This window comes from Brevibacillus sp. MER 51 (assembly GCF_023714195.1).
Classification (GTDB): Bacteria; Bacillota; Bacilli; order Brevibacillales; family Brevibacillaceae; genus Brevibacillus.
In genome coordinates this window covers 253,681-273,684 of the sequence record NZ_JAMAUS010000008.1, presented here as the reverse complement: position 1 = coordinate 273,684, position 20,004 = coordinate 253,681, and the positions used below count along the sequence as shown (strand labels likewise).

Genomic DNA, 20,004 nt, shown 5'->3' with positions numbered 1-20,004 from the left:
CCTACTACCTCCCTTCCATCTGTAAATCCATTGTGTATTGCCCACCCTTCCATCGTGCGGTGCAGCTTGTAATAATCCAATCGGTTATCGTCTTGTTGTCTTTCTCCATGATCTTGATGAGCCATCCAGCTCGTATGCGGGCAGCGTTATTATCTTCATGCTGTACAGTGATAGATCGAGTCTTGGGTATTTTCGACAAGGTGGCCAACTGTTTCGCGGCGAGGGAAGCTAGATTCTTTTCCTCGCCAGCATCGATCAACTTTTCCATGCGCCCGATCTGCTTGATTAGGTTAGCATCCTCTTTTGTTGCGCTGCCGGCCACCTTGTCATCCTTGTATCGTTCAACCGTGACGACCGTATACACTTCCTCGATACTCTCTCCTGATGAGCTACTTTGTAGCATGCTTGCCTTGAACATAGGGACGACACTGTTTTGACCTTCTGGCAGCACCGTCAGTTTATCTCGCTGGTGTTGTATAAAGTATCGAAAACCCGTTTTTTCGTAAGCCTGCTCTGTCAGTGACGTGAATAACGACGTATAAGATTGCGGACTCAACCTATCCTTGACCGTAAAACCAAAGGCTGGGCAACTGAATTTGATTCCGGTTGCCTTGATGATTCTTTCTAGCTCCTTGCCCGCGTCGCCATTCAGTTTCAATCGGGATGTTTCGTTCTTTTGCAAATACCAACTCAGTTCATATGCCGTTGCTGACAGGTCATTTGTCTTTTCATCACGGTCAAATCTGACAATCGGGCCATGAAAAAACTGCTCAGATTCCTTGAGGTCTTGCCCCGCAAACGCCATAAGAAAACCCGCCGACTGTAACGGCGGGGCATTCTTGATTCTTATATCGCAATTCTGTGCAATTTGACCGCGAGACGACGACCAGGACAGTTCCAATGCCTGATTGGTGAGGTCATAGCGTGTAGCTTCTTTCCCGTAAATGATTTTCAAATCACTCACTCCTTACTCACGGCTGGAATCCTGATATCTTTCGTTGGATACGGTCTCGTTGTATAGTCTGCACTGCTGGTTCAATCAGCGATTGATTGGTACTTTTTTTCTTCGCCTTCTTGCCGCTCGTATTCGGCCTAGCAGACTGCTGCTTGGCTATCACGCTACTTGGGCTTAATACTTGCGTTTGATTACTCCAAGTTACGAACTCGTCTTTCATAAAGAGAGGAAACTCGATGGACCCATGATAATCTACGTTTTTACCTACGAATCTACCATCACATGGGCCAATGAGAACATTCCAAGCAAGATTAAGCTCCTGAATAGTGAGCAATACCTCTGTCCCCATCAATCGATCAAGCCCAGCAAGCCATTCACGCGGCCCCTGATACCCTTCTACTTCAATGTAAGGCGCTTCCGTATCGCCGGGAAGGAAGAAGTCAAAAGAAATGGATTTTGGACGCCTTCCTGATATCCGATTGCTCGTGAGCAAATTGATTGTCGTTGTGCTCTCGATGTCGTTCCCATAGCCGCGAAATTGAATTTCAGCCGGAGTAACAGGGAAGGTCAACCGATACTTACCTTGTAATCGGATCACCCGCGACACCTCCCATGGTCTCCAGTGCGTCCATTAGTGATTTCTCAATGATGTCCTTTATCTTTTGCCCAACAGACGGATCACTGAGCATTTTCAGCATGGTCGGAATGTCTTGGAGTACACCCTCAGCCTGTAGAGGAACCGTCACTTGTGGGATTGTTACTGAAACTACCTTTGTCTTATTTGCAGCATTTCCAACTGCTGGTACTACGGGTATCGGTGGCCCAACAGGAACCGGAGCAGTAGCTTGTTTCGGGATAACAGATAAAGCCGAAGTGAAATCAGGCGGCGTTGCAGGTGCCGCATTCCACCACTCCAACACCTTGTCGTACATAGCCGCACCTCCGAAAGCTCCTGCGATGCTACCGACTATCCCACCTACCGTAGTTCCAACACCAGGTACAGCCGAACCAACAGAAGCTCCCGCCGCCGCACCTGCGGCACTACCTAGTATTTCAGAGCCGATTTGCCCTGCCATTTTAAGTGGATCGTCGGCAGTCAGAATCTGTCCTAATCCAATACCTATCCCAGCGATTGGTATTTTGCGTGCAAAACTACCGCTTGAAGCCTTAACTCCTTCCCAACCAATTTTTAAGCCTTTCAACATGGAATCGCCGGATGGAAGCATGCCCCCTATGGCTTTGAATGTTTCAGGTACTTTTCGAAACAGATTTGTTCCAGTGGTTTTAGTGACATCCCATGCCCCTTTGAGACTATCTAGCACGGCATCACCTTTCGGGAGCATCCCACCAAAATTTTTGAATTTTTCTCTCCAGCTTGAGGGTTTTGTCGCTTCCTCCAGCGGATTTTTAAATCCGAAGTCCTTTGCCTCTTCAAATTTTGAAGGTGATGTTTTGTTACCCTTGCTCCCCCAATTGAACGGATTAAACCATCCGCCCTTGCCTTTACCTTTGCCTTTCGGCTTTCCCCCCTTATCAGGTCCATCCGGTAAATCCGGAAAATCTGGTCCTGATTCTGCCCCCCTAGCTAGCTTTCTCTGTACGGCTGCGGCGGTTGCTGCGTCGAGCGCGACTTTCATCTTCCATAGCGCAATTGTCACGACTCCAACAACTGTACCTAACCCTGCCAATGTCAGCCAAGGCGGAGCCCCTTCAATCATTTCCTTTAGGCTCTTTAATGCATCCGCAGTCCATCTGATCGCTGGTTCCAAGTCCTCAGCTAATGCTAACCCTAACTCCACCAGTTCTGTCGTGAGCAATGCTTTCGCCTCAGTAAAGCCTCGTAATGGGTCGTTTTCCTGATATGTCTTAAATTCTTGATTGAGCTTACCAGAGTAGTCATACTCCCTTGCATCAGCCATACCAATCCGACCAGCAGACTGTAAAAGTGGCGCAAATGCCTTCGCGATATCTTCCCCAGGGCCACCTCCCAATTCGTTAAATAGTTCTTGTCTGACTTTTTTATCTTGAATGCCACCAAATGTCTGTATCAAAGCTGCTATAGCGAACTGATTGTCTGCAGCGTTATTTGAGTGGATCGCTTCGGCAATAATTTTGGATTCTTTCTCAGCTCGTTTTTGAGCTTCATTTGAATCAATGTCCTGCGCCTCATACGCTGTCTTCAAAACATTGACCATATCACCTTGATTGTCGAGTTTGATCGTTGCTTCCTTCAAAGCATCAAACCCTTTATCAATCGACCATAGATTATTCATTTCCTTGGTCAAAGCAGCAAGCTTTTCAGGCGTGTCCAGGAACTTCGTCACCTGCGTGCTGTATTCAACGATGGAATCAAGTGCCTCTCCACGAATGTCTGTTGTGGTGCTGGCTATCTCGGCAAGAGTATCACCAAATCGGGTAACATCAGTGATGTCTTTCCATGCTTGCTGCATGGCAAACATAGTCATTTGGTACTCCTCAACGCCCCCTAAGTCAGGTCGAATTGCATTTAGTTGGAGAGCTTGTTTCGTGATTTCCGCCCCATTATTCGAATCGAATCGGGTCGCCGTCGTCATTAAATCTTTGATTTGCGTTCGATCAACGTTAGGATTCATTATCGCGAGATTCTGTGATTCTTTTTGGAACTCGTGCAATTCTTCAGGCGTATTTCCTAGTAATGCTCTACGCGCTATTGCTCCACTTTCTGATGTTAGTTGGTCTATGAAACCAGCACTGCCATACGTAGCTAATCCCGCTAAAAGACCACCTGCAAGTATTTCGCTTGCGCCTGGGCCTGCCGCGGCTTCAATTTGAACCGTGGCTTTTGAGCCATCCAAAGCCTTTACTTCTTGCTTAACAGCAGCTACCTCTCGCCGAGCCTGATCGTCTACATTAATTTTTGGATTAGCTTTTGTTGAACCCAACTCTCCGAGTTGACGTTTTAGCTGCTGAGCCTCCTGTTGCATTTGATCAAATTCCCGCTTAAAATCTCGTTCGCTCTGATCTGCTGCCCGCTTGATACTTCTTTGCATTTCCTTGACCATTTCTTGAGTCGCTTCATCAAGATGACGCATTTCTTTCTGAGCACTTCTCGATGATTTGATCAGCCTTTGAAGTTCTGGACTCAATTGATTTTTCGCTTGGATATAGGCAGTAAGCCCAACAACTGCACCCATGGTATCACCCCCAGACAAATAAAAAAGACGACTGTTTTAAGTCGCCTTCTTTTTATGATTCCCAATCTATGTGGAACCCAGCTCTACACCTTGGACAAATGGCTTGGTATTCGTACTTGTACACCACTATTCCTTTCTCACATCGTGAACACCAAAACTTGCTGTGTCTCCTAGCTTCTCGAAAAATCGGGATGGATCCCAAAGACCCCATAATTAAAAGAGGTATACCTATGATAAAAAGTCCAAATGCTGATAGTACCAGTCCCAAAACGAACGAACCAGCGATGGCACCTAAGCCGAGTATTATTTTCCATAAACTCAAAAGACTGAATTGAGGTTTTTCTAACGTTACTCTTGCCATTATTGGATTCCCCCTTTCCGCCCCATTCTACCGCACCTACCATTCCTAGTCAGTCCAAACATATCGGCAGTAATTGACATAAATCGACAGATATCATTCTTTTATCGTGTAGGACAACCCTTCTTCTTTGTTGAATGTTTAGGTTCGAGGTGAAAGGAGCAGCCCAATGAACTTTGTAAACCAATTGATACTACACGAAGGAAGTCACAAATCCTTAGATGACAGACTGAGATACTATAAGGCGTTACTTTCCTATCCTTACTGGAACCGAGCACGCCAATTAATCACTTATACCCGACACTACGAGCAAGGTCTCCTATTTGTTGAACACATGATGACGCTCCTTAACACTTACGAAAGAAAGCTTACTGAAGGCGAATATGAAGCAATCGATACGAACTTAGTATTTTTTTACTTAGAGTTATTGGACAAGTCCGATCGTTGGATGCGCTACGTAGAATACTACAATCACGTTCGTTCCGAAAAACAGTATGTCCTCACCTATTCCTCTACTGTTCCCGCATCAATATTTGGTGATTTTCTTGTCGAAAGTGACGATGCCACTCACTACATTCACTTCCTCTATTCAATCAATGACCGCTATGAAACCGTTAAAAGAAAGATTGAAAGACTGAAAACAGGCAAACGTACTAATCACCTGAAACATCACCCTCAGAGTGAATTGAGTGATGAGGAGATAGCTCGACGCTTCGATTACATTTTGAGTTTGAGACGCGAAGACTGATTTCTTCCCCTCTCCCCAGTCTCCAACTACTCGGGAGAAGGAAGAAAGCTATGTGTTAGCCTTCTCCTCTTCTTCTGCTTCGATTGCTTGGCAAGCCGTAATGAACAATTTTTGCATATAAGGATCGACCTCATATTCTAGGATGTCTGATGGTTTCCCTCTCCCTCTGAGGTATGCCCGACAGAGGTGGCTTGATTCTCCATCGGTTCGGATGAGTTTTTTAGGTCTTCTACCACTTCTTGCTCTGACTTAATCTTCGAGTTTACCTCATTCACCTTATCCAAAAGGGCAGCATAACCGTCTCGGTTATTTTCGAAGAGTTTTACAGGTAGATCAAATTTATCCTTGGCCCTGTAAGCTTTCAGGAGGTCTTTATCATTCCACGGAAAATCATGCTCCGTTGCTTTAACGATTCGAACATCATTGAAACGGAATGTATCCACATTACCATTACTATCTTCAGCTAGTCTGATGCATGCCCTTGATTCTGACATTGTAAGCTCTCGCACTTGCCATTCATCACCATCAATGACAACAGATCCAGTGCGTCTTTGTACCGGGTCTTGTGATTTCGCTAAATACTTATCCAATTTACTCATGATGTTTCCTCCTAGTCGACGTACTCTGGCAGCTTGTCCAGGTAGTCCGGTTTCTCATTTGACATGCCTTTAATTTCGTATGTTGCATTATCGTTTCCGTCTGCTTTGGCTTCCCACAAAGCGATCTCTTCGGGATTCAATACGATGTTGGAGATTCGAACACGCTCTGAATTTCCCGCCTCTTTATCCAACGTCTCCCCGATCAGGAACGGCAGGACAGGTGTCTTACCTTTTGTCAGATTCTCCACGCAGAAATATTTCAGATCGGCATTGGTTGCTGTGATTGTCAGTGTTACTTCTACATGCCAATCGTTGACGGTTTGGATTTTTCCTCGTTGGAGACGAACCGTGTCTCCATATTCCACCTTGAGGACCATCTTGCCCTCCAGCGTACCGTAAATCGGATCGCCGTTATCGTCGTAAATCTGGCAGTTCTTCAGCTTAATATCGCGTGCGATAGCCAACTATTGCACCTCCCAATCTATGTCGAAGTATTCGATGGCATCAAGAGGCTTTGCAGACAAAAGGAAGCCACGGCGATCACCTACACCGTTCTTTTTGTCCGTAAACGTCCAGCCTGTATCGATCGCACCTTGCTGCTCGCGGACGATCAAATACGCGCTGACGGCCGAAACGAATACCGCTCCTCCTAAATTGTTGTTGCCCAGCTTGCCTTTATATTTCTTGCCTACTTGACTGATGTCATTGACGATCTGATCCAGCGTCATGCTGACACGGATTTTTCCGTAGTCCTCACGCTCATTTGTCCCGAGGACAGATAGGGTGTTCACTGCGCTTTCGATGATATAGACATCACCGTCACGTGTTGCAATCAACGTGCCTGTACTTAAGGCGCTGAGGATTTCCGTATGACCCCAATCCTTCAAAGCACGCTTTAAAGGTACAACAACAGCCGTAAGAGACTCATGGGCTGGCGTTGCTGCAATCATCCCAGCAACCCATGCCGCCCACTGTAGGCTGGCATATTGCTTACCATTGTTGTGCTGTCCCGCAATCGCGCAGTTGACCACATATCGCGCATTTTGTCCCACAGAACGCTCGACATGCTTAGTCATGTTGTCGTCCTCGATGTCCTTACCACCAATAACCAGTGTACTGAGCTTCTTATTTTTAGTACGGCGGTCACTCATGAACTGCTTCGCTGCTGCTTGTATACCTGCATCGTCAAAAGGTAGATACATCGAGTCAAAATCCGCGCCAGAGACAGCCATAAACAGCTTGGTAGAATCAGCCGGGGTAAGAGCTACAGTGCCACTTACCGCTCCTGTCAGCGCGGTTTCTGCTACGAGTGCAACGGCAGTCTCTCCCAGCTTTTTGACGCGAACATAATTGGACTCGCTCGTTTTCGCTACCAACTCATTCGCATCCGCAAACGAAAACTTCTCTGTTTGGAGTGGACCAACTACCTGCAACTCCTTTTTCCCTGGTTCAGACGTTGAGGTAATGATGGTTAGTTTTAACTCGTTACCCACCAACCCCGGATACAATGCCTCGACTCTGATTGCATCTACTTGCTCATACGCCGCTTTCGTTGCTGTGCCATTCGTCATGCGGTACGCCAGAATGGTTGCGCCGCCTTCTGCCGCAAGCTCCACAGTATCGACCTTGCCAAAAGTCTGTGCCAGTCGCTCCTCAAAGCTAGCCAGCTTCACCAATTCATCCGGTGCCCCCCATTCTGCTTGGTAGGGAACAAGAACGACGCCACTCTTAGGTAATACACGCTCTTGCGCCTTTGCGATCAGTTCAACCGTTACACCCGGTCTTTCTCTTTGGATTGTCATGATTACTATTCACCGCCTCTATATTTGGCAAGCCGTTTTTTCACTTCGTTCTCAGAAACCTGTTCATGGTCCTGCAAATGAAAAAGAGCACCTGCTACCTCAAAGCCCTCGGCTCTTAGATAAACTGCGCTCTCTATCCATTCACGTCTGGAACGATTCAAACCGGATGACTCATCCGCTACTTCTTTCCTTGCCATCAGGTCCACTCCCCCTCGATTTCAAATGTGTTGATTTTCTCGACAACAGGCCGCGGGATTGCCGCGGTGTACTCAAACCGGAATGTTATCTCCGTGCGATCCTTCCTATCCGACCGGATGCGGAAAGACGTGTTATCAATGTTGATATAGAGGCCGTCAGTTTTTCCCCGGTAACTGTACTGCTCGCCCCTTAATAATTGTCGGAGTGGTTCAGTAGAAATCTGTTCATAAACCTCTTGACCCCCTACCATCTTCTTTCTGTGATGCAACACTATCCCTGCGTCGGAGATAATTTTGTAAGACGTCAGAGTATTGCCGCGCTCAGATACCCCTTGAGTCTGGATAAAGGCCACGGGAGGCTTAAACGTGCCAGACAACCACACATCCAAACTATCTAGGATGGCGAGGGAAGGGTATGCCTCGTTGATCAAATCAATAATGCATGACAATTCTCGGTTCTCCATCACTTCACCATCCTTTCCAGCTCAGCTTGTAGTAGCTTTTCAAGCAGTGCCTTCATGCCACCCTGAAAATCTTTTAATGCAATGTCGAAGTATTTTCGTCCAATGAAGCTACGAGGTCTTACCATGAATCCGCCTTTTGCAGACGGGTCGTAAATGAACTTCCCGACGCCATTCCAGTAGCCAGGAACGAAATAGCTCTTATCGATGGTATATCCATCGTTCAAGTGTTGGGCATAGGTCAAATTAGACCCGACCTCAAGCGTCAAAGTATCGCGACCTTGGTCAAACTCCCAAACATTGTTCCGATCGCCTTGAGAGAACGAATTCCAAAGAGTACCCGTGTCAATCAGGTCTTGACTGCCAAGTTCATCAATAACGTGATTGAGCAGTTCTTCCCCGAGCTGATAAACTATACGCTGCATAATCTCGGGCACGCTTTTATTCAGACGCCTCATACGCTCTTCGAACTGTTTGAAGTCCACTACTCCGCACCTCGTTTTTGCTGGATCGCTGTCACAGCCAAAAAACGTCGCCCAGGTCTGACATCAACCACAACAAACTCCCCGAGGTTAGGTAAATCGAGCCGATCATCTTTTCGTACATCCTGACCCAATAGGAATCCGAGAGTCGCTTTATAATCCCATTCCACCGGATCGGTATTCGTTGGACGTTGCCACGCCGATTCCACAGCACGTACACAGCCCAAAACTGCATGTGGAGGTAACTCGGTAGTGGAAAATATGTTGCGCTCACCTTGAACCGTTTCTGTGCGTTTCAGAACGATCTGATCATTCATCCGATGGTTCATAGGAGCATCACCTTGATATTGCCGCCATCACTGGATTTTACTGTGAACTTCATCCATTGCCGCAAAAGGGAGTCGACGAACGAACTCCCCGTCGTAACAGTAGCTCTCTCGATAGACCATGAATAGCCCTGATCGGATTCAGAGTTAATGCCTCGCGCCTCCGCACCCAAAACCTCGTCATTGTCTGTCAGAACCATTGCCTCAACCAGACGGAAATGGGCTGTCTCAAGCCTGCTATCATTATCTACGAACGGACGCGACGTGAATAACTCAATCCTAATCATTGCTTCACCAATGAGATAGGAAAGCCGCTCAGGGGGCATTTCCTGAACGGCTCGTGTGCTACTCTGTTTCTTTACCTTCTCCGGCGTCAGCATGATTGCCGCCTCCCCGCCCGGACTTCTTGTCTTCAACGATTTCAAGGTCCTCGTATGCGGTGGTCAACTCCTTGGCCTCTTTATCAGATACCTCGTAAGTTTCTCCGGCATGGAAAAAACGCCCGCCACCGATGTGTAGAGCGCCTTTCTCGTGTTTATATTTGATTTTCGGCATGAGTATTGCCCTCCTTAGTTTTTTAAAGCTTCGAGCCTGTCATCCAAGCGACTGCTTCTGTTTCCAACACAACTGCATCTGCGTATGCAAAGATGATGTTGTAGGTGGAGTCTTTTACTGCTGCTGTTGCGCCTTCTGCAGTTCGTTTGTAACGCAGTTCGCGTGTAAATACAGGAACAAGGTTTCTGAAAGGCGTGAGGGAAACGAAGCCAGTTTGCATGGCTTGTACCACCTCGATTGGATATCCAGCAATCTCAGTCAATTTTCCATTCACCAATGTTACGTCACCCAACGCTGTTTGCCGTTTCTGAATCAATCCGACTAATTTCTGATAAGTGCGACGCGGCATGAACCAAGTCAAATCTGGCTGATTCAGATACTTCTCATCAAGCAACAACGTGTGGTTTACAAAGTCGTCGATTGATGGCTCGTTTGTCGACAAATCCGTTTTCAGCGTTGATGCTTTCATTCTCTTCACGAAACCATCCATGATTGAGAGAAAGGGATCAGCGGTAGTTCCATCCGCTAATTTTGCCGTTGTGTCGCCATTAAAGAGCAAGTCCTGTACGTCTACCCCGAACTGTCCTTGAACCAAATCAATAATTTTGGTCTCCGTGTTCTCGCCTCTGGACTTATCGTTGTACCAAACATCATCGTTTTTGATCCATTCATCCCAGAAAACTTTCTTCACCGCATAGTCAACTTGGGTTTGATCTACCCCGCCAACTCCCGTCGGGATCTCCGCACCAGTGTGAAGTCGAATCTTCCTACTTTGAACAGTCAGCTTGTCAAGCTTACCTGAAGGTGTTTTTTTGTACTGTACTGGCAGCTTTGGTAAGGTAGTAGCCTTTTTCAATGTATCCATTAGAAACTGTTCAGCATCACTATTTGGCAAAATCAGATCAATAGATTTGGCGATAGTCGCCTCAAAATCGTTCAACAATGCTGCATTTGCTGTCATATATTACCCCTCCTTATTGTCCACGAAAATGTTTCATGTAAGATGGCTCATTCGACTTGGTGATTGTAGTGTCGCTCGGTTGCTTACTTGCTGCTCTGGCACTCTTCATCAACTGCACATCAGTAGACAGGTTCTCTACTTGCTTGACGATTGGCCCCAAGGCTTTTTCCACCGCCTGCGTCACCGCTTCTGCTGCTGGATCGGTTTGTTGTCCATCATCGCCTGCTCCACCTTCTGCCTTCTTCAACTCAGTTAATTCGGATTGCAAATCAGTCAATTGCTTAGTAATTGGCGCCATTGCCGCCACTAGTGCTTTTTGAATATCTTCTGGTTTCATTTCTTCTTCCTCCTCGTCTCCTGCTTGGTCGTCTACTTCGGCCAGCAGGTCGGTAATTGTGGTGTGCGCTTGTTTCAACTTGTCCAGTCGAGCTGAAGACAGCTTTTTCCCCGCCTTGGAAATCTGTTCAGGCGGTTTGCCCAGCGCCTTGGCGATGTCGTTGGCTCCAAGAATCTCCTGCAAGATGTCTGCAAAGTCCTGAATGGCTTCTCTTGCCTTCTCAGGGTCGCTTTCAAACTCGTAACGGTCCGTCTGCCAGTTGTAGCGCTGAATCGTACTCGAAAAAGAGTGCCACGCGGTCCAGAAATCGTTAGACTTTTTGTCCCGATCATACTTGTCTTTCACATCACCTTTGACGATGCGGGTCAATGCCTTGGCGAGGGAATGTAAAAGCCCCTTCTCAACCGTTCCATCGTCGGTATCCGAAGAGGCTTCCTCAATTTTTTCGCGTTTCCCCACTCCCCACATAGAAAAGCCGGTAATCTCGCCCTTTTCAATTTGCTCCCATGTATCAGCGTCGGTCACCTTTACGCCAGCGACCCAGGAACCTTTCTTAATTTCTTGATCTCCTAGAGTCATGTCTATAGGTGCAATGTAGCTTTCTAGTACATATCCTTTGTCGGCGTCGAGGTCGTGCTGCTTGTCGATATTGTAAGTGCTTTGCCGCTCCATAAAGCCGTGAGCAGCCTTCTTGATCTCTTCTGCCGTCATTTGATCTCCGTGGGCATCCTCAACATCTGGTTCATAAACAACGCCATAGACAATTTGCTCTGCTTTGTCCGTCTTGGAGATTCGGATGTCTTTTTGCAAAGGCTCCTTCCCCTCTTCCTTGATAATAGCAAACGCTTTTCCGTTTGCCCCTTTATCAACGAGGGAAATGTGCGTGATTCTTGCATCTTTTAATGCATGTCCCATGTACTATTCACCTCCTTTCACTCAAAAAACCGCTTGCATCGTGCAGCGGCATTTCACGATTTGTTTCGCACTTCCTGCCGGGTCTCCGGGATGCATGAGTTTTTCACCTCCTACTTTGAAATGCTTGTTGATATCGACAGTTTGACCATTTGCCTCTTTGTGGTCCTTACGAGTGCGCTTGTTATTTGCTGCCCGCCACCGCTTTTTCTTCACAAGCCCCGACTGCTTCCAGCCTTCCAGTTTGCCGCCATTGGCTGCTGCGGTAGAAATCGTCCGCGAGATTGTCACAGCACGATTCATGTTGAAAGGTCCTTCATCGCCAATTGCTGCCTGCTTGCTTACCTCTTTTACTAAAACAGCTCGTTCCGAAGGAGTCTCGCCTTCTTCGATTGCTCTCTTAAACGATCGGATCATGTGATCTGCAGTAGTGTCATTCATTTCTGGGACCATCTTTTTAAGCTTCTCAGCATATTGGGCTGCTGCTTTGTTTTCCTGCTCCCATACTGCATCTGTATTTATTCCTACTGCTTCGGACTCTCCAGCCAGATTGAACAACGGCATGAAAGCATCATAGACAGCCTGCTCAAACTTTTCTTGGAAGTAGTCGCCTGTCTGAACCAACAAGATCACTTTCCACAGCTCGGCCGCATCTATTGTCAGCTCATCGCTAAGCTCCTGAATAGCCTCATCAAGAGCCTTCCCCTGCAATTCCAGAAGATCAGCAATTGACTCCTCACCTTCCTTGTACATCTTTTCGAGTAACGCTCGCTCGGCGTGGGTAAGATCAAGGCTATCCAGAAAGTCATCGTCATCTGCCTTGGCAATCAGATATAAGCATTGATCACACATGTTGCTTATCCCTCGTTTCGCGAAGCAATCGTTTTGCGATGGATGCGACATTTTCCTGAGGGTCATTTCCCATACCAACTAAATCATTCGATTCCACCAGTTTGGCAACAGGTGTATCCAAATACCCCGGTTCGTATCGGGATTCCTCGATGGTGGTACCCAGTACACTTTCCGCGATCGGAATTAAGTCACGAACAAGCAGCACCCCGCGGTCGGCAAGGTAGTTCAGCAGCGCAGTGCGTTCCTCCGGGTCTGTTATTTCGGGACCGCGTAACTTTACTTTTACTCGGTGAATGCCAATTGCAGGCAACAACGCCTTATTGAATATCTTGTCTGCCAACCAATGCCGGTATGGAACGAAAACCTGCTCTTCTGTAATCCGGCGGGCTGTATCGGCAGTGGCCCTTGTATAGTCCTTGCTTAATCCTACGTAGATAGGCGGCAGGCGGAATTGTGATAAGGCCTTTTCTCGTTGCTTGTCGTCGTACTCTTGAAAGAGACCGTCCTGTTGCAGCACATCCTGCAATTTCTCAAATCGAACTGTCGGTTTTGTTACTTTCATATCCTCGCCCATCATCACTTCGGTACCAATGAACTCCAGTAGCATCCATGAACCGTCGTTTTCAGGATTGGACGCAGCCTTGATCTGCTCAACCGACTCCTTAGTGGCAGTGCCTCCCTCGGCTACAACTGCAACCGGAATTTTCTTACCCTTCTTGAAGTATTTCAGGTTCAACTCCTCGGCCATACGCGTTCCGAGGATTCCTGGAATATTCCCGATCCACCGCGGTTCACTGTAGATACTTATGGAGTCATTTAGTTTGATGTGAAGGATTTGTGAAGTTCCCGACCTTTTCAAAGGCAGAAACTGATCGAATAAAACTTTGTTCGCCGCTCGTTTTTGTGCATATTTCCTCGTACGAACAGGCATTTCTATATACTTTATTTCGCCAGTCTTCGTGAGATAAGGTAATTTTGCGGTCAGGTCGTCTGTTTCCTTAGCTGCTCGGATGTACTCACTGTCAGCGGGATAGATGGTCGGGGTATCAGCGGCTTCTGCCCACGCCACCTCCAAATATGCACTGCCTGTCTGTTCCAGTTCGCGGACAACGTGTTTGACGATTTCTTGTGGCGTCGTTAATGGATTCAAGACTTCAAGAAACTCTTCTAACCGTTGCCATTCCTCATCGGCCATCTTTTTCTGCTTATCGTCGCTGACATTTACCCTCTCGTCATACACTATCTGAATGCCGAAATCCGCAGCGTTCGTCGCGTAAGCCTCGATACACTGAGGCAGAATATTACTCTGACTGACAACAGATTTTAGCTGGGCTGGCGCATAATCAGGTTCTATCAAGCCTCCATAATCGCCGTGGAAGCTATCCGGTATCTGTTTTGTCTCCCCAGCAGCTATGCCATTCTCTTTGAATATCCTGACGGTAATTTCGTTTGCCATGGTCTACCTCCTTTCAGTGATGCTGAGACGTTCTTGTACGCTGCGACGTTCCGTGTTAATGATAGGTACAACTTTTCGTATTTCAGCAAACGCCAATACGACCGCATCCGCTCTGTCCGGCGAAGGCAGTCCCCTTTTTTTCATATCCTCTTTCCTCTCAAGCGCCAATCGACCTCTACTGGTCATCTTGTACTTTCGAGTGGTTAATTGACTGACTAGCTTCTCATCGTCTGGCAACTCAAAGTTAGATGCTAGACCCTGCATATGCTCGGAAAAGTTTTCCTCCAGTGCATCACGAAGAGCAGCCCATAACTCCGTACCCCAATTCTCGTAATGCTCACTATCAACCGCCTTGCTACCGTTTCGAACCGGAATGATTTCAAAGGGTAAACCCTCTGCCTTCACAACCTCATTTAGGCGGTCAGTTACTCCACCACCAACGCCATCGTCGTCTATCTTAACGATGACCTTCTTTATTTGGGGCCATTCTGCCATCATTTTTTTACCAATGTTCAGGACCCAACCTGCAGTAACCATGGTGTCTTGCTTGGTATAAGTTCGTAACGGAAATCCTTTGTTTCCAATTCGAGGAGCTATCACGGTTTCGTCGTCACCAAAACGGGCAACATCCACACCCAAGTGCAACACTTCAGCAGTAGAATCTATTGTCGTTTTCTTTGCTAGCTCAACAACTTCAAGGGCAATAAAGGTATCTGCCTCTTTCTTTGGAAACTCTCCTTCTACCCGAACACGCCACACGTCCGAGTCGCGTTTGTACTTTCTTTCCAGCATAGCAATGTTTTCTTTGCTCGTCCTCTTGCTATCCAAACTAGATACTTTGTGAGTACTATAATCTGCACGGTCTTTATTGTGACTGTCATAAAAAACCCCACTAGTGCGCGTGGGATTCCCACACATTAGCAGCTTGTTTTCGGGTCCAGAAAGAGTACCCAAGATTGCTTCCATGATGTTATCAGCAATACCTGATGCCTCATCTGCTATGAACAGCATATAGTCCTCGTGGAATCCTTGCATATTCTCTGGGCGTGTAGCTGTCTTTGCAGTAGCAAACCAGCGGCCACTATAGCCCTTCATGTACACTTTGGTTTTCGTCCACTCCAGCAATCTACTTACCTTGGAAGACGTTAACCACTTATCCACCTCAGCCCAGAGGACATCGTACAGTTGTTGGCGAGTGGGCGCAGTACAAATGACCTTTGGGAAAGGGCGACAGCACAAAAACCAAATAATCGTCCATGACTCTAAAGCTGTCTTCCCTACCCCTTGACCGGATCGTACCGAAACAAGTCGATTACGTGCCAAGGCAGTCATGACTTCTCTTTGCCACCCATCCGGCTGAACACCGAGCATATCCTCAACAAAAGCAACCGGATCATCCCAATACAATTCAAGCAAGTCAGTTACGACATTGTATGGTTTGCTACTCATGCGCTGCTACCTTCTTCCTACGCCGAGCTGCAATCTCTTGGATACCATCGACCCAATCTTTTATCGAATCTTTTTCATCATCGTTATCTGCAGCCTGTAGGTTTCGGACTTCCAGTTTGATCTTCTCAACCTTCAACCGCTGTTCTTCAGTCATGAAGCCAAGGTACTTCTCCAACTTCTCCAGCGCCTTCATTTTGTCATGTAGCTTGACACTCACGCCGTCTTTACCTTGCTTGACCTCACTGATTAACGTACCGTCAACCTCTTCGCTGTTCCGGAAAGTGACGAAATTACGCTTGTAGGTCATCTGTTCGCCTGTCTCTGGATCGTTAATAGCCATGCCGTCTTCTGTAAACATCGGCACGTCCTGCTGCCCGAACTCCACGTACTCTGAGATATCAGCAAATGCTATCTTCATATACTCCGCTATAATGCGTTGTATACCCACGCCAAGTTCTTCGACAACCGATTCTTTCTGTCGCTTGATCTCAGCTTGAATCTGAGGTTTTCTCAGGTTCTCCCATCCGATGGCATATGCTGTTTTCTTGCTATAACCGACAGCCATTGCAGCACGAGTAGCGTTGAAGTCTCTAAGGTATTCCAAAACAAAAAGCCTCTGCTTTTCAGTCAGAGACCCGTCTTCATTATCGATTTCCGGAAGTGGATCGATGTGTTCCATTAGCTCTTTGGAACGTTCCGTAACTTTTGGAACGTTTGGAGCGTTCCGTTCCGATTGATTGGAACGTTCCGTCGGTTTAGGCACGGCGTCTGATTTCGTTGGCTGCGGTGACGGTGACTCTTTTAGGAACACCCTACGCGGCGCGCTGCCCTCATATGGGCCGACCACACCCTTCTGCTCCATCAGATCAACAAGCCTCGCTGCGCGGGTGTATCCTATTCGCATTCGCCTCTGCAGGAGACTTGCAGAGGCGGTTTGTGCTTCTACTACAATACTGACTGCCTGATCATACAGTTCATCTTCTTCCACTGTTGATTCGGGTAACTGCGGTTCCTGGAGTGTGCAGTACGACACTTCCCATTTGTCCTTGTTCTTCCATCCCCGCACTGTCCCTTCCGAGATGCCGAGCTGTTCGGCAATGTCTTTCAACTTGATATCGCCATTTGACTGTTTCCATATCTCGTAAGCCTTATCCCGGTTCGGGTCCCTTGCTCTTGCCACTACATCATCACCACCACCTATTGAGTTTGTTTTGCAAAAAATAAAAGCCGTTCATTTGAACGACTTAATTGTGAGTTCATTTACATTCTTTCACCGACGGTTACTATTGGTCCTAATATAACCAACCAAAAATTCATTAGTTGATTTCCAGCTTTCAAATAGCCTGTCGTGAGTACCGATTAACCAAGATGTATTTTTATCTTTTTGCGTAATTACTTTTTTGAATTGAAATTTATATTCTTCATACGCCGTGAAAAAGCTCTCTATTTCGTAATGATGCAATTCACTTTCATGCATCACCCTTTTGAGCTCTACATAGCTTTGAAAAGACAAATTCAAATAATTCAATGCTATGACATACTTAATATCTCCGTCATAATTCTCTAATGCTTCATATGCTTCATAAGCGTCCGAGAAAGCCGTTTTCATTAGCTCTTGGAAATATGAAACATCATATAACATTTTTTCTGCTTCTTTGCTCATGATTCCCACCTCCCTTTTGCCCACAACTTCGACAGAAGGAAGTCATTTCCTGTTACTTTTTGTAAATCCATAACTATATATATCGCCGAAATCATTCCATTAACCTCATTCAAGCGATTTCGCGTGGATATCTTTCAGTTCATTGAGTACCCTCACTCGTTCAGTTGACTTTGTAAGAACAAAAAACCCGCCCGGTTTCCCAGGCGGTTAGAGGGGTTCATACAAGCCTTTCACTAATAGCGGGCTTTCGTATGACAAAAAACAGGGATTTTAGCTAATCCATTTTGCGAATAGATATATTCCACCTAACATGGTTGCCGCGCTAACAATCCCCCGCAAAAATCTAGGTACGATTGTGTAGACGATGATAAAGGCAACACAGAGCAAGATAGCGTAAATCGCTAACTGCCATGCCCCTGTTGAAAACCAAGTCTCATTCACTCGTAAATCTAGACCCATTCTCCACGTTCCTCTCTCCTAAATTCATCCCCTTTCCATTTCCCTATATTTTACAAAAGAAAACAGCCTATCCCACAAGGAAAAGGCTGTTAGATACTCGATCTGAGATTTTTGCCTGTGCCCGAGCAACGAGTGTCTGCACGCTGCTCTTTGTGATCTGTAACATACGAGCTGTCTCATCAAATGAGAAACACTCCCCGTGTGTCAGGACATAGCACTCTCGCTCTCGCTCTGTAAGACTGGATAGAGCGTCTTCCAATTGAAACCTCTGCCACTCAGTAAGGTTACATGGGCTGCCTGCTGTACTTCGTGAGACGAAAGCTTGCATGCGCACCGGGTCCATAAGCTTCTCTCGTTCATATACTGCCCGACGTTCAATTCCTCGCTTGTTTCCAGGTCGTCTCCCTGTCTCCAGCCATTCAATAATCCAATCTACTTCACCGCGCATCTCTCCAATCAATTGACGCTCAGCCATTGCCTCCTCGTTACCTACCTCCGCATTCGCTCTGCGCTGCTCGTAGGCGTCGTTTAATCCTTTCTTAGTCTCTTTGTAGCTTTTTAGTAAATCTTGCATGAGAACCCCTCCCCAATGCGTCTATTTACGTGCGTTACTTTTATCTTTCAGGAACTGTCGTCTTCCTGTGTCGCCCATCAATCGTTTTATCTCTTCGATCGTCATTACTTCTGCCGGTCTAGTGGGTATTGGTTTCTTACATCGGGCTTTTACCCGTTCTAAATGCTTTGAAAAACTGATTGGTTCCTTGTAACGCTTCTGCTTCTCGTGCATGATTTCGTAGATTCTAGCCATGGTTTGTCCTCCTCTCTAGACAAAATAAAAAGGGCGCCAGAACACACCCGTAGTAGGTGTGAATCTGACGCCCTCCCGTTTCTCGGTATCAGGCTTGTATTAAAATAATTCGCTCTCGCGGTAATCAACTTTAGCAATCTTTCCCTGACTTGATTTTACCACGGTTTCACCATGTTCTACCAGTGGAACTATCTTTGCTTTACCTTGTTTTGGGTCTACCAGGATCATTGCTGGATTTTTTCCCACCGGAACCGTGATTGTCATGCTTTCAGTGTCTATCTGTACTTCTTTTGCTCGTGTGCTCATCTTCCGTTCCCCCTGTCCAGATGCTCATGGTATAATATGGTTTGAAGAACACATATTCAGGCGCCCGATAGGGGGCTTTCTTTTTAGGAGGTATTGCTGTGCCTGAAATCCACTTACCATCTGAATTTACAAACATAGCTTTGAATGGAACAATTATTTGCTTGGCTTTTGTGTACATGTGTTGGAAAGCCAAGAGCAACTGATTACCTTTAACCACGACTTCTGAATGGGGCGTGGTTTTTTCTTTTTTACTCCCGAAACAATTTTTTCTTTATATGTTCTGCATGATCTGGGCAAATGTCGCAATCATCCCAAAGATGAACAGCGCATGTTGTGCACAATTTCTTATCACACGTTTCAGTGAGTTCCTTAAAATCAAAGCTCGTGATAATCCCTGTACCCGTCGCATAATCGCATAAGCGAGTATGTTCCCGTTCATTGCACACTTCACAAAGGCTTGTCCCGTTCATACCTGCCCTCCTTTTCTATACTCCCGAAATATTACGTTAAATACTTGGCTCGGAATGCATCGCTGCCGATTGCTTGCAGCTCGTCCAGCATCGCGCTCATTCCGTTGGCCACCTGATGATCTCCATAAAGCTTCTCGATCCATTCCCCTTCTTTAAGCAGCTGATCACTACTTAGGTTAGGGAGAATCTGCCGCGCTTCATCCATGGCGGAGAAGTTCATTTCCTCCAAAGCTGCCAGGAGCGATCCGACATACTCTTGTCTTGCTTCTTCTACTTTCTCCTTTTGATTGAAGAAGAAAGTGCATGATGTAAGATTAGGCGTAGCCATAACGTGAACATCTTCAACCTCCGCGCAACAACACTGGTCAAAAGCGTTCCATTCGCATTGCTTTAGATTGCAATTCACAAGCATTCCCCCTAATGATTTGAGCGCATAAAGGTAAGTGCCAACCTCCCAAAATAAACTCCCCAGCGTGTTAAGACTTGCCCCTGATCTCTCCTGTACCAAAAGAATGGTTTGTCTCCAGGCTTGTCCATCCACCACCAGTCTCCCTTTATCAGGGCCCACCCGACTGCGATCATGTATTTTCGTTCGGGACCTTTCCAGGCGATGTCATGAAAGACTGTGTTTGGGGTGCTTTCGAATTTCCGGTTCAGCTTGATCCGCATAAGCCT

At 46.6% G+C, this 20,004-nt stretch carries 26 protein-coding genes; 1 reads left to right on the top strand and 25 read right to left on the bottom strand.

The window, feature by feature from the left end; translation table 11 throughout:
• Positions 1 to 4 precede the first annotated feature (4 nt).
• From M3630_RS18995 to M3630_RS18985, 3 genes are read right to left on the bottom strand one after another with little or no spacing between them, the layout of a single operon-like run.
• A complete protein-coding gene (locus tag M3630_RS18995; RefSeq protein ID WP_251253103.1) occupies positions 5 to 955 on the bottom strand; it encodes an XkdQ/YqbQ family protein in 951 nt (316 codons plus the stop codon).
• Positions 956 to 971: 16 nt separating this feature from the next.
• On the bottom strand, positions 972 to 1,553 hold the full coding sequence (locus tag M3630_RS18990) for a hypothetical protein (protein ID WP_251253102.1): 582 nt from the start codon (positions 1,551 to 1,553) through the stop codon (positions 972 to 974).
• Entirely contained in the window at positions 1,534 to 4,128 is a 2,595-nt protein-coding gene (locus M3630_RS18985; RefSeq protein ID WP_251253101.1) for a hypothetical protein, read from the bottom strand. Before M3630_RS18985 ends, M3630_RS18990 begins: the two co-directional genes overlap by 20 nt.
• Positions 4,129 to 4,655: 527 nt before the next feature.
• Here M3630_RS18985 and M3630_RS18980 point away from each other — a divergent pair.
• Positions 4,656 to 5,234, top strand: coding sequence for a hypothetical protein (locus tag M3630_RS18980; protein ID WP_251253100.1), 579 nt, complete (start codon positions 4,656 to 4,658; stop codon positions 5,232 to 5,234).
• 137 nt (positions 5,235 to 5,371) lie between these two features.
• Here M3630_RS18980 and M3630_RS18975 read toward each other — a convergent pair whose 3' ends face one another.
• The 22 genes from M3630_RS18975 to M3630_RS18860 all read right to left on the bottom strand — a co-directional run bounded on the left by M3630_RS18975 (position 5,372) and on the right by M3630_RS18860 (position 19,735).
• Positions 5,372 to 5,833, bottom strand: coding sequence for a hypothetical protein (locus M3630_RS18975; RefSeq protein WP_251253099.1), 462 nt, complete (start codon positions 5,831 to 5,833; stop codon positions 5,372 to 5,374).
• Positions 5,834 to 5,844: 11 nt separating this feature from the next.
• Positions 5,845 to 6,297, bottom strand: coding sequence for a hypothetical protein (locus M3630_RS18970; RefSeq protein ID WP_251253098.1), 453 nt, complete (start codon positions 6,295 to 6,297; stop codon positions 5,845 to 5,847).
• The gene (locus tag M3630_RS18965; RefSeq protein WP_251253097.1) at positions 6,298 to 7,635 is read right to left on the bottom strand and encodes a phage tail sheath subtilisin-like domain-containing protein; all 1,338 of its coding nucleotides are present in this window, start codon (positions 7,633 to 7,635) and stop codon (positions 6,298 to 6,300) included.
• A gap of 5 nt (positions 7,636 to 7,640) precedes the next feature.
• Positions 7,641 to 7,832 carry a hypothetical protein gene (locus tag M3630_RS18960; RefSeq protein ID WP_251253096.1) on the bottom strand — a complete coding sequence of 64 codons (192 nt, stop codon included), beginning with the start codon at positions 7,830 to 7,832 and terminating at the stop codon, positions 7,641 to 7,643.
• Positions 7,832 to 8,296 (bottom strand): hypothetical protein, encoded by a 465-nt coding sequence (locus M3630_RS18955; protein WP_251253095.1) that lies wholly within the window; start codon positions 8,294 to 8,296, stop codon positions 7,832 to 7,834. The genes M3630_RS18960 and M3630_RS18955 overlap by 1 nt, the downstream gene beginning before the upstream one ends.
• Positions 8,296 to 8,778, bottom strand: coding sequence for an HK97 gp10 family phage protein (locus tag M3630_RS18950; protein ID WP_251253094.1), 483 nt, complete (start codon positions 8,776 to 8,778; stop codon positions 8,296 to 8,298). Before M3630_RS18950 ends, M3630_RS18955 begins: the two co-directional genes overlap by 1 nt.
• Entirely contained in the window at positions 8,778 to 9,104 is a 327-nt protein-coding gene (locus M3630_RS18945; protein WP_251253093.1) for a hypothetical protein, read from the bottom strand. The genes M3630_RS18950 and M3630_RS18945 overlap by 1 nt, the downstream gene beginning before the upstream one ends.
• Positions 9,101 to 9,481, bottom strand: coding sequence for a hypothetical protein (locus M3630_RS18940; protein ID WP_251253092.1), 381 nt, complete (start codon positions 9,479 to 9,481; stop codon positions 9,101 to 9,103). The genes M3630_RS18945 and M3630_RS18940 overlap by 4 nt, the downstream gene beginning before the upstream one ends.
• The gene (locus M3630_RS18935) at positions 9,447 to 9,656 is read right to left on the bottom strand and encodes a hypothetical protein (RefSeq protein ID WP_251253091.1); all 210 of its coding nucleotides are present in this window, start codon (positions 9,654 to 9,656) and stop codon (positions 9,447 to 9,449) included. The genes M3630_RS18940 and M3630_RS18935 overlap by 35 nt, the downstream gene beginning before the upstream one ends.
• Positions 9,657 to 9,678: 22 nt before the next feature.
• Positions 9,679 to 10,617 carry a phage major capsid family protein gene (locus M3630_RS18930; RefSeq protein ID WP_251253090.1) on the bottom strand — a complete coding sequence of 313 codons (939 nt, stop codon included), beginning with the start codon at positions 10,615 to 10,617 and terminating at the stop codon, positions 9,679 to 9,681.
• A gap of 13 nt (positions 10,618 to 10,630) precedes the next feature.
• Positions 10,631 to 11,869, bottom strand: coding sequence for an XkdF-like putative serine protease domain-containing protein (locus M3630_RS18925; RefSeq protein ID WP_251253089.1), 1,239 nt, complete (start codon positions 11,867 to 11,869; stop codon positions 10,631 to 10,633).
• Positions 11,870 to 11,890: 21 nt separating this feature from the next.
• Positions 11,891 to 12,718, bottom strand: a complete 828-nt coding sequence (locus M3630_RS18920; RefSeq protein WP_251253088.1) for a phage minor head protein — start codon at positions 12,716 to 12,718, stop codon at positions 11,891 to 11,893.
• Positions 12,711 to 14,174, bottom strand: a complete 1,464-nt coding sequence (locus M3630_RS18915) for a phage portal family protein (RefSeq protein WP_251253087.1) — start codon at positions 14,172 to 14,174, stop codon at positions 12,711 to 12,713. The genes M3630_RS18920 and M3630_RS18915 overlap by 8 nt, the downstream gene beginning before the upstream one ends.
• A gap of 3 nt (positions 14,175 to 14,177) precedes the next feature.
• The gene (locus M3630_RS18910) at positions 14,178 to 15,623 is read right to left on the bottom strand and encodes a phage terminase large subunit (protein WP_251253086.1); all 1,446 of its coding nucleotides are present in this window, start codon (positions 15,621 to 15,623) and stop codon (positions 14,178 to 14,180) included.
• Positions 15,616 to 16,803: a terminase small subunit gene (locus M3630_RS31210; RefSeq protein WP_353057249.1), complete on the bottom strand. Its 1,188-nt coding sequence runs from the start codon at positions 16,801 to 16,803 to the stop codon at positions 15,616 to 15,618. Before M3630_RS31210 ends, M3630_RS18910 begins: the two co-directional genes overlap by 8 nt.
• A 90-nt stretch (positions 16,804 to 16,893) precedes the next feature.
• Positions 16,894 to 17,286, bottom strand: coding sequence for a hypothetical protein (locus M3630_RS18890; RefSeq protein ID WP_251253085.1), 393 nt, complete (start codon positions 17,284 to 17,286; stop codon positions 16,894 to 16,896).
• 270 nt (positions 17,287 to 17,556) lie between these two features.
• Complete coding sequence (locus M3630_RS18885) at positions 17,557 to 17,745, bottom strand: hypothetical protein (protein ID WP_251253084.1); 189 nt, start codon at positions 17,743 to 17,745, stop codon at positions 17,557 to 17,559.
• A gap of 67 nt (positions 17,746 to 17,812) precedes the next feature.
• Positions 17,813 to 18,319, bottom strand: a complete 507-nt coding sequence (locus tag M3630_RS18880) for a sigma factor-like helix-turn-helix DNA-binding protein (RefSeq protein WP_251253083.1) — start codon at positions 18,317 to 18,319, stop codon at positions 17,813 to 17,815.
• A 21-nt stretch (positions 18,320 to 18,340) separates the two neighbouring features.
• Complete coding sequence (locus M3630_RS18875; protein WP_251253082.1) at positions 18,341 to 18,553, bottom strand: hypothetical protein; 213 nt, start codon at positions 18,551 to 18,553, stop codon at positions 18,341 to 18,343.
• A gap of 99 nt (positions 18,554 to 18,652) precedes the next feature.
• The gene (locus tag M3630_RS18870; protein WP_016741572.1) at positions 18,653 to 18,859 is read right to left on the bottom strand and encodes an XtrA/YqaO family protein; all 207 of its coding nucleotides are present in this window, start codon (positions 18,857 to 18,859) and stop codon (positions 18,653 to 18,655) included.
• 248 nt (positions 18,860 to 19,107) lie between these two features.
• Positions 19,108 to 19,329, bottom strand: a complete 222-nt coding sequence (locus tag M3630_RS18865) for a hypothetical protein (RefSeq protein ID WP_251253081.1) — start codon at positions 19,327 to 19,329, stop codon at positions 19,108 to 19,110.
• A gap of 31 nt (positions 19,330 to 19,360) precedes the next feature.
• Positions 19,361 to 19,735: a hypothetical protein gene (locus M3630_RS18860; RefSeq protein WP_251253080.1), complete on the bottom strand. Its 375-nt coding sequence runs from the start codon at positions 19,733 to 19,735 to the stop codon at positions 19,361 to 19,363.
• Positions 19,736 to 20,004 lie beyond the last annotated feature (269 nt).

What these genes read in the sequence shown, in the direction of transcription:
- M3630_RS18880 (WP_251253083.1), bottom strand. Translation starts at nt 18,319, where the DNA reads ATGCAAGATTTACTAAAAAGCTACAAAGAGACTAAGAAAGGATTAAAC.
- M3630_RS18890 (WP_251253085.1), bottom strand. Translation starts at nt 17,286, where the DNA reads ATGAGCAAAGAAGCAGAAAAAATGTTATATGATGTTTCATATTTCCAA.
- M3630_RS18955 (WP_251253095.1), bottom strand. Translation starts at nt 8,296, where the DNA reads ATGGAGAACCGAGAATTGTCATGCATTATTGATTTGATCAACGAGGCA.
- M3630_RS18975 (WP_251253099.1), bottom strand. Translation starts at nt 5,833, where the DNA reads ATGAGTAAATTGGATAAGTATTTAGCGAAATCACAAGACCCGGTACAA.
- M3630_RS18910 (WP_251253086.1), bottom strand. Translation starts at nt 15,623, where the DNA reads ATGAGTAGCAAACCATACAATGTCGTAACTGACTTGCTTGAATTGTAT.
- M3630_RS18965 (WP_251253097.1), bottom strand. Translation starts at nt 7,635, where the DNA reads ATGACAATCCAAAGAGAAAGACCGGGTGTAACGGTTGAACTGATCGCA.
- M3630_RS18875 (WP_251253082.1), bottom strand. Translation starts at nt 18,553, where the DNA reads ATGGCTAGAATCTACGAAATCATGCACGAGAAGCAGAAGCGTTACAAG.
- M3630_RS18930 (WP_251253090.1), bottom strand. Translation starts at nt 10,617, where the DNA reads ATGACAGCAAATGCAGCATTGTTGAACGATTTTGAGGCGACTATCGCC.
- M3630_RS18870 (WP_016741572.1), bottom strand. Translation starts at nt 18,859, where the DNA reads ATGAGCACACGAGCAAAAGAAGTACAGATAGACACTGAAAGCATGACA.
- M3630_RS18960 (WP_251253096.1), bottom strand. Translation starts at nt 7,832, where the DNA reads ATGGCAAGGAAAGAAGTAGCGGATGAGTCATCCGGTTTGAATCGTTCC.
- M3630_RS18885 (WP_251253084.1), bottom strand. Translation starts at nt 17,745, where the DNA reads ATGGGTCTAGATTTACGAGTGAATGAGACTTGGTTTTCAACAGGGGCA.
- M3630_RS18940 (WP_251253092.1), bottom strand. Translation starts at nt 9,481, where the DNA reads ATGCTGACGCCGGAGAAGGTAAAGAAACAGAGTAGCACACGAGCCGTT.
- M3630_RS18915 (WP_251253087.1), bottom strand. Translation starts at nt 14,174, where the DNA reads ATGGCAAACGAAATTACCGTCAGGATATTCAAAGAGAATGGCATAGCT.
- M3630_RS18865 (WP_251253081.1), bottom strand. Translation starts at nt 19,329, where the DNA reads ATGAACGGGACAAGCCTTTGTGAAGTGTGCAATGAACGGGAACATACT.
- M3630_RS18920 (WP_251253088.1), bottom strand. Translation starts at nt 12,718, where the DNA reads ATGTGTGATCAATGCTTATATCTGATTGCCAAGGCAGATGACGATGAC.
- M3630_RS18980 (WP_251253100.1), top strand. Translation starts at nt 4,656, where the DNA reads ATGAACTTTGTAAACCAATTGATACTACACGAAGGAAGTCACAAATCC.
- M3630_RS18925 (WP_251253089.1), bottom strand. Translation starts at nt 11,869, where the DNA reads ATGGGACATGCATTAAAAGATGCAAGAATCACGCACATTTCCCTCGTT.
- M3630_RS18985 (WP_251253101.1), bottom strand. Translation starts at nt 4,128, where the DNA reads ATGGGTGCAGTTGTTGGGCTTACTGCCTATATCCAAGCGAAAAATCAA.
- M3630_RS18945 (WP_251253093.1), bottom strand. Translation starts at nt 9,104, where the DNA reads ATGAACCATCGGATGAATGATCAGATCGTTCTGAAACGCACAGAAACG.
- M3630_RS18935 (WP_251253091.1), bottom strand. Translation starts at nt 9,656, where the DNA reads ATGCCGAAAATCAAATATAAACACGAGAAAGGCGCTCTACACATCGGT.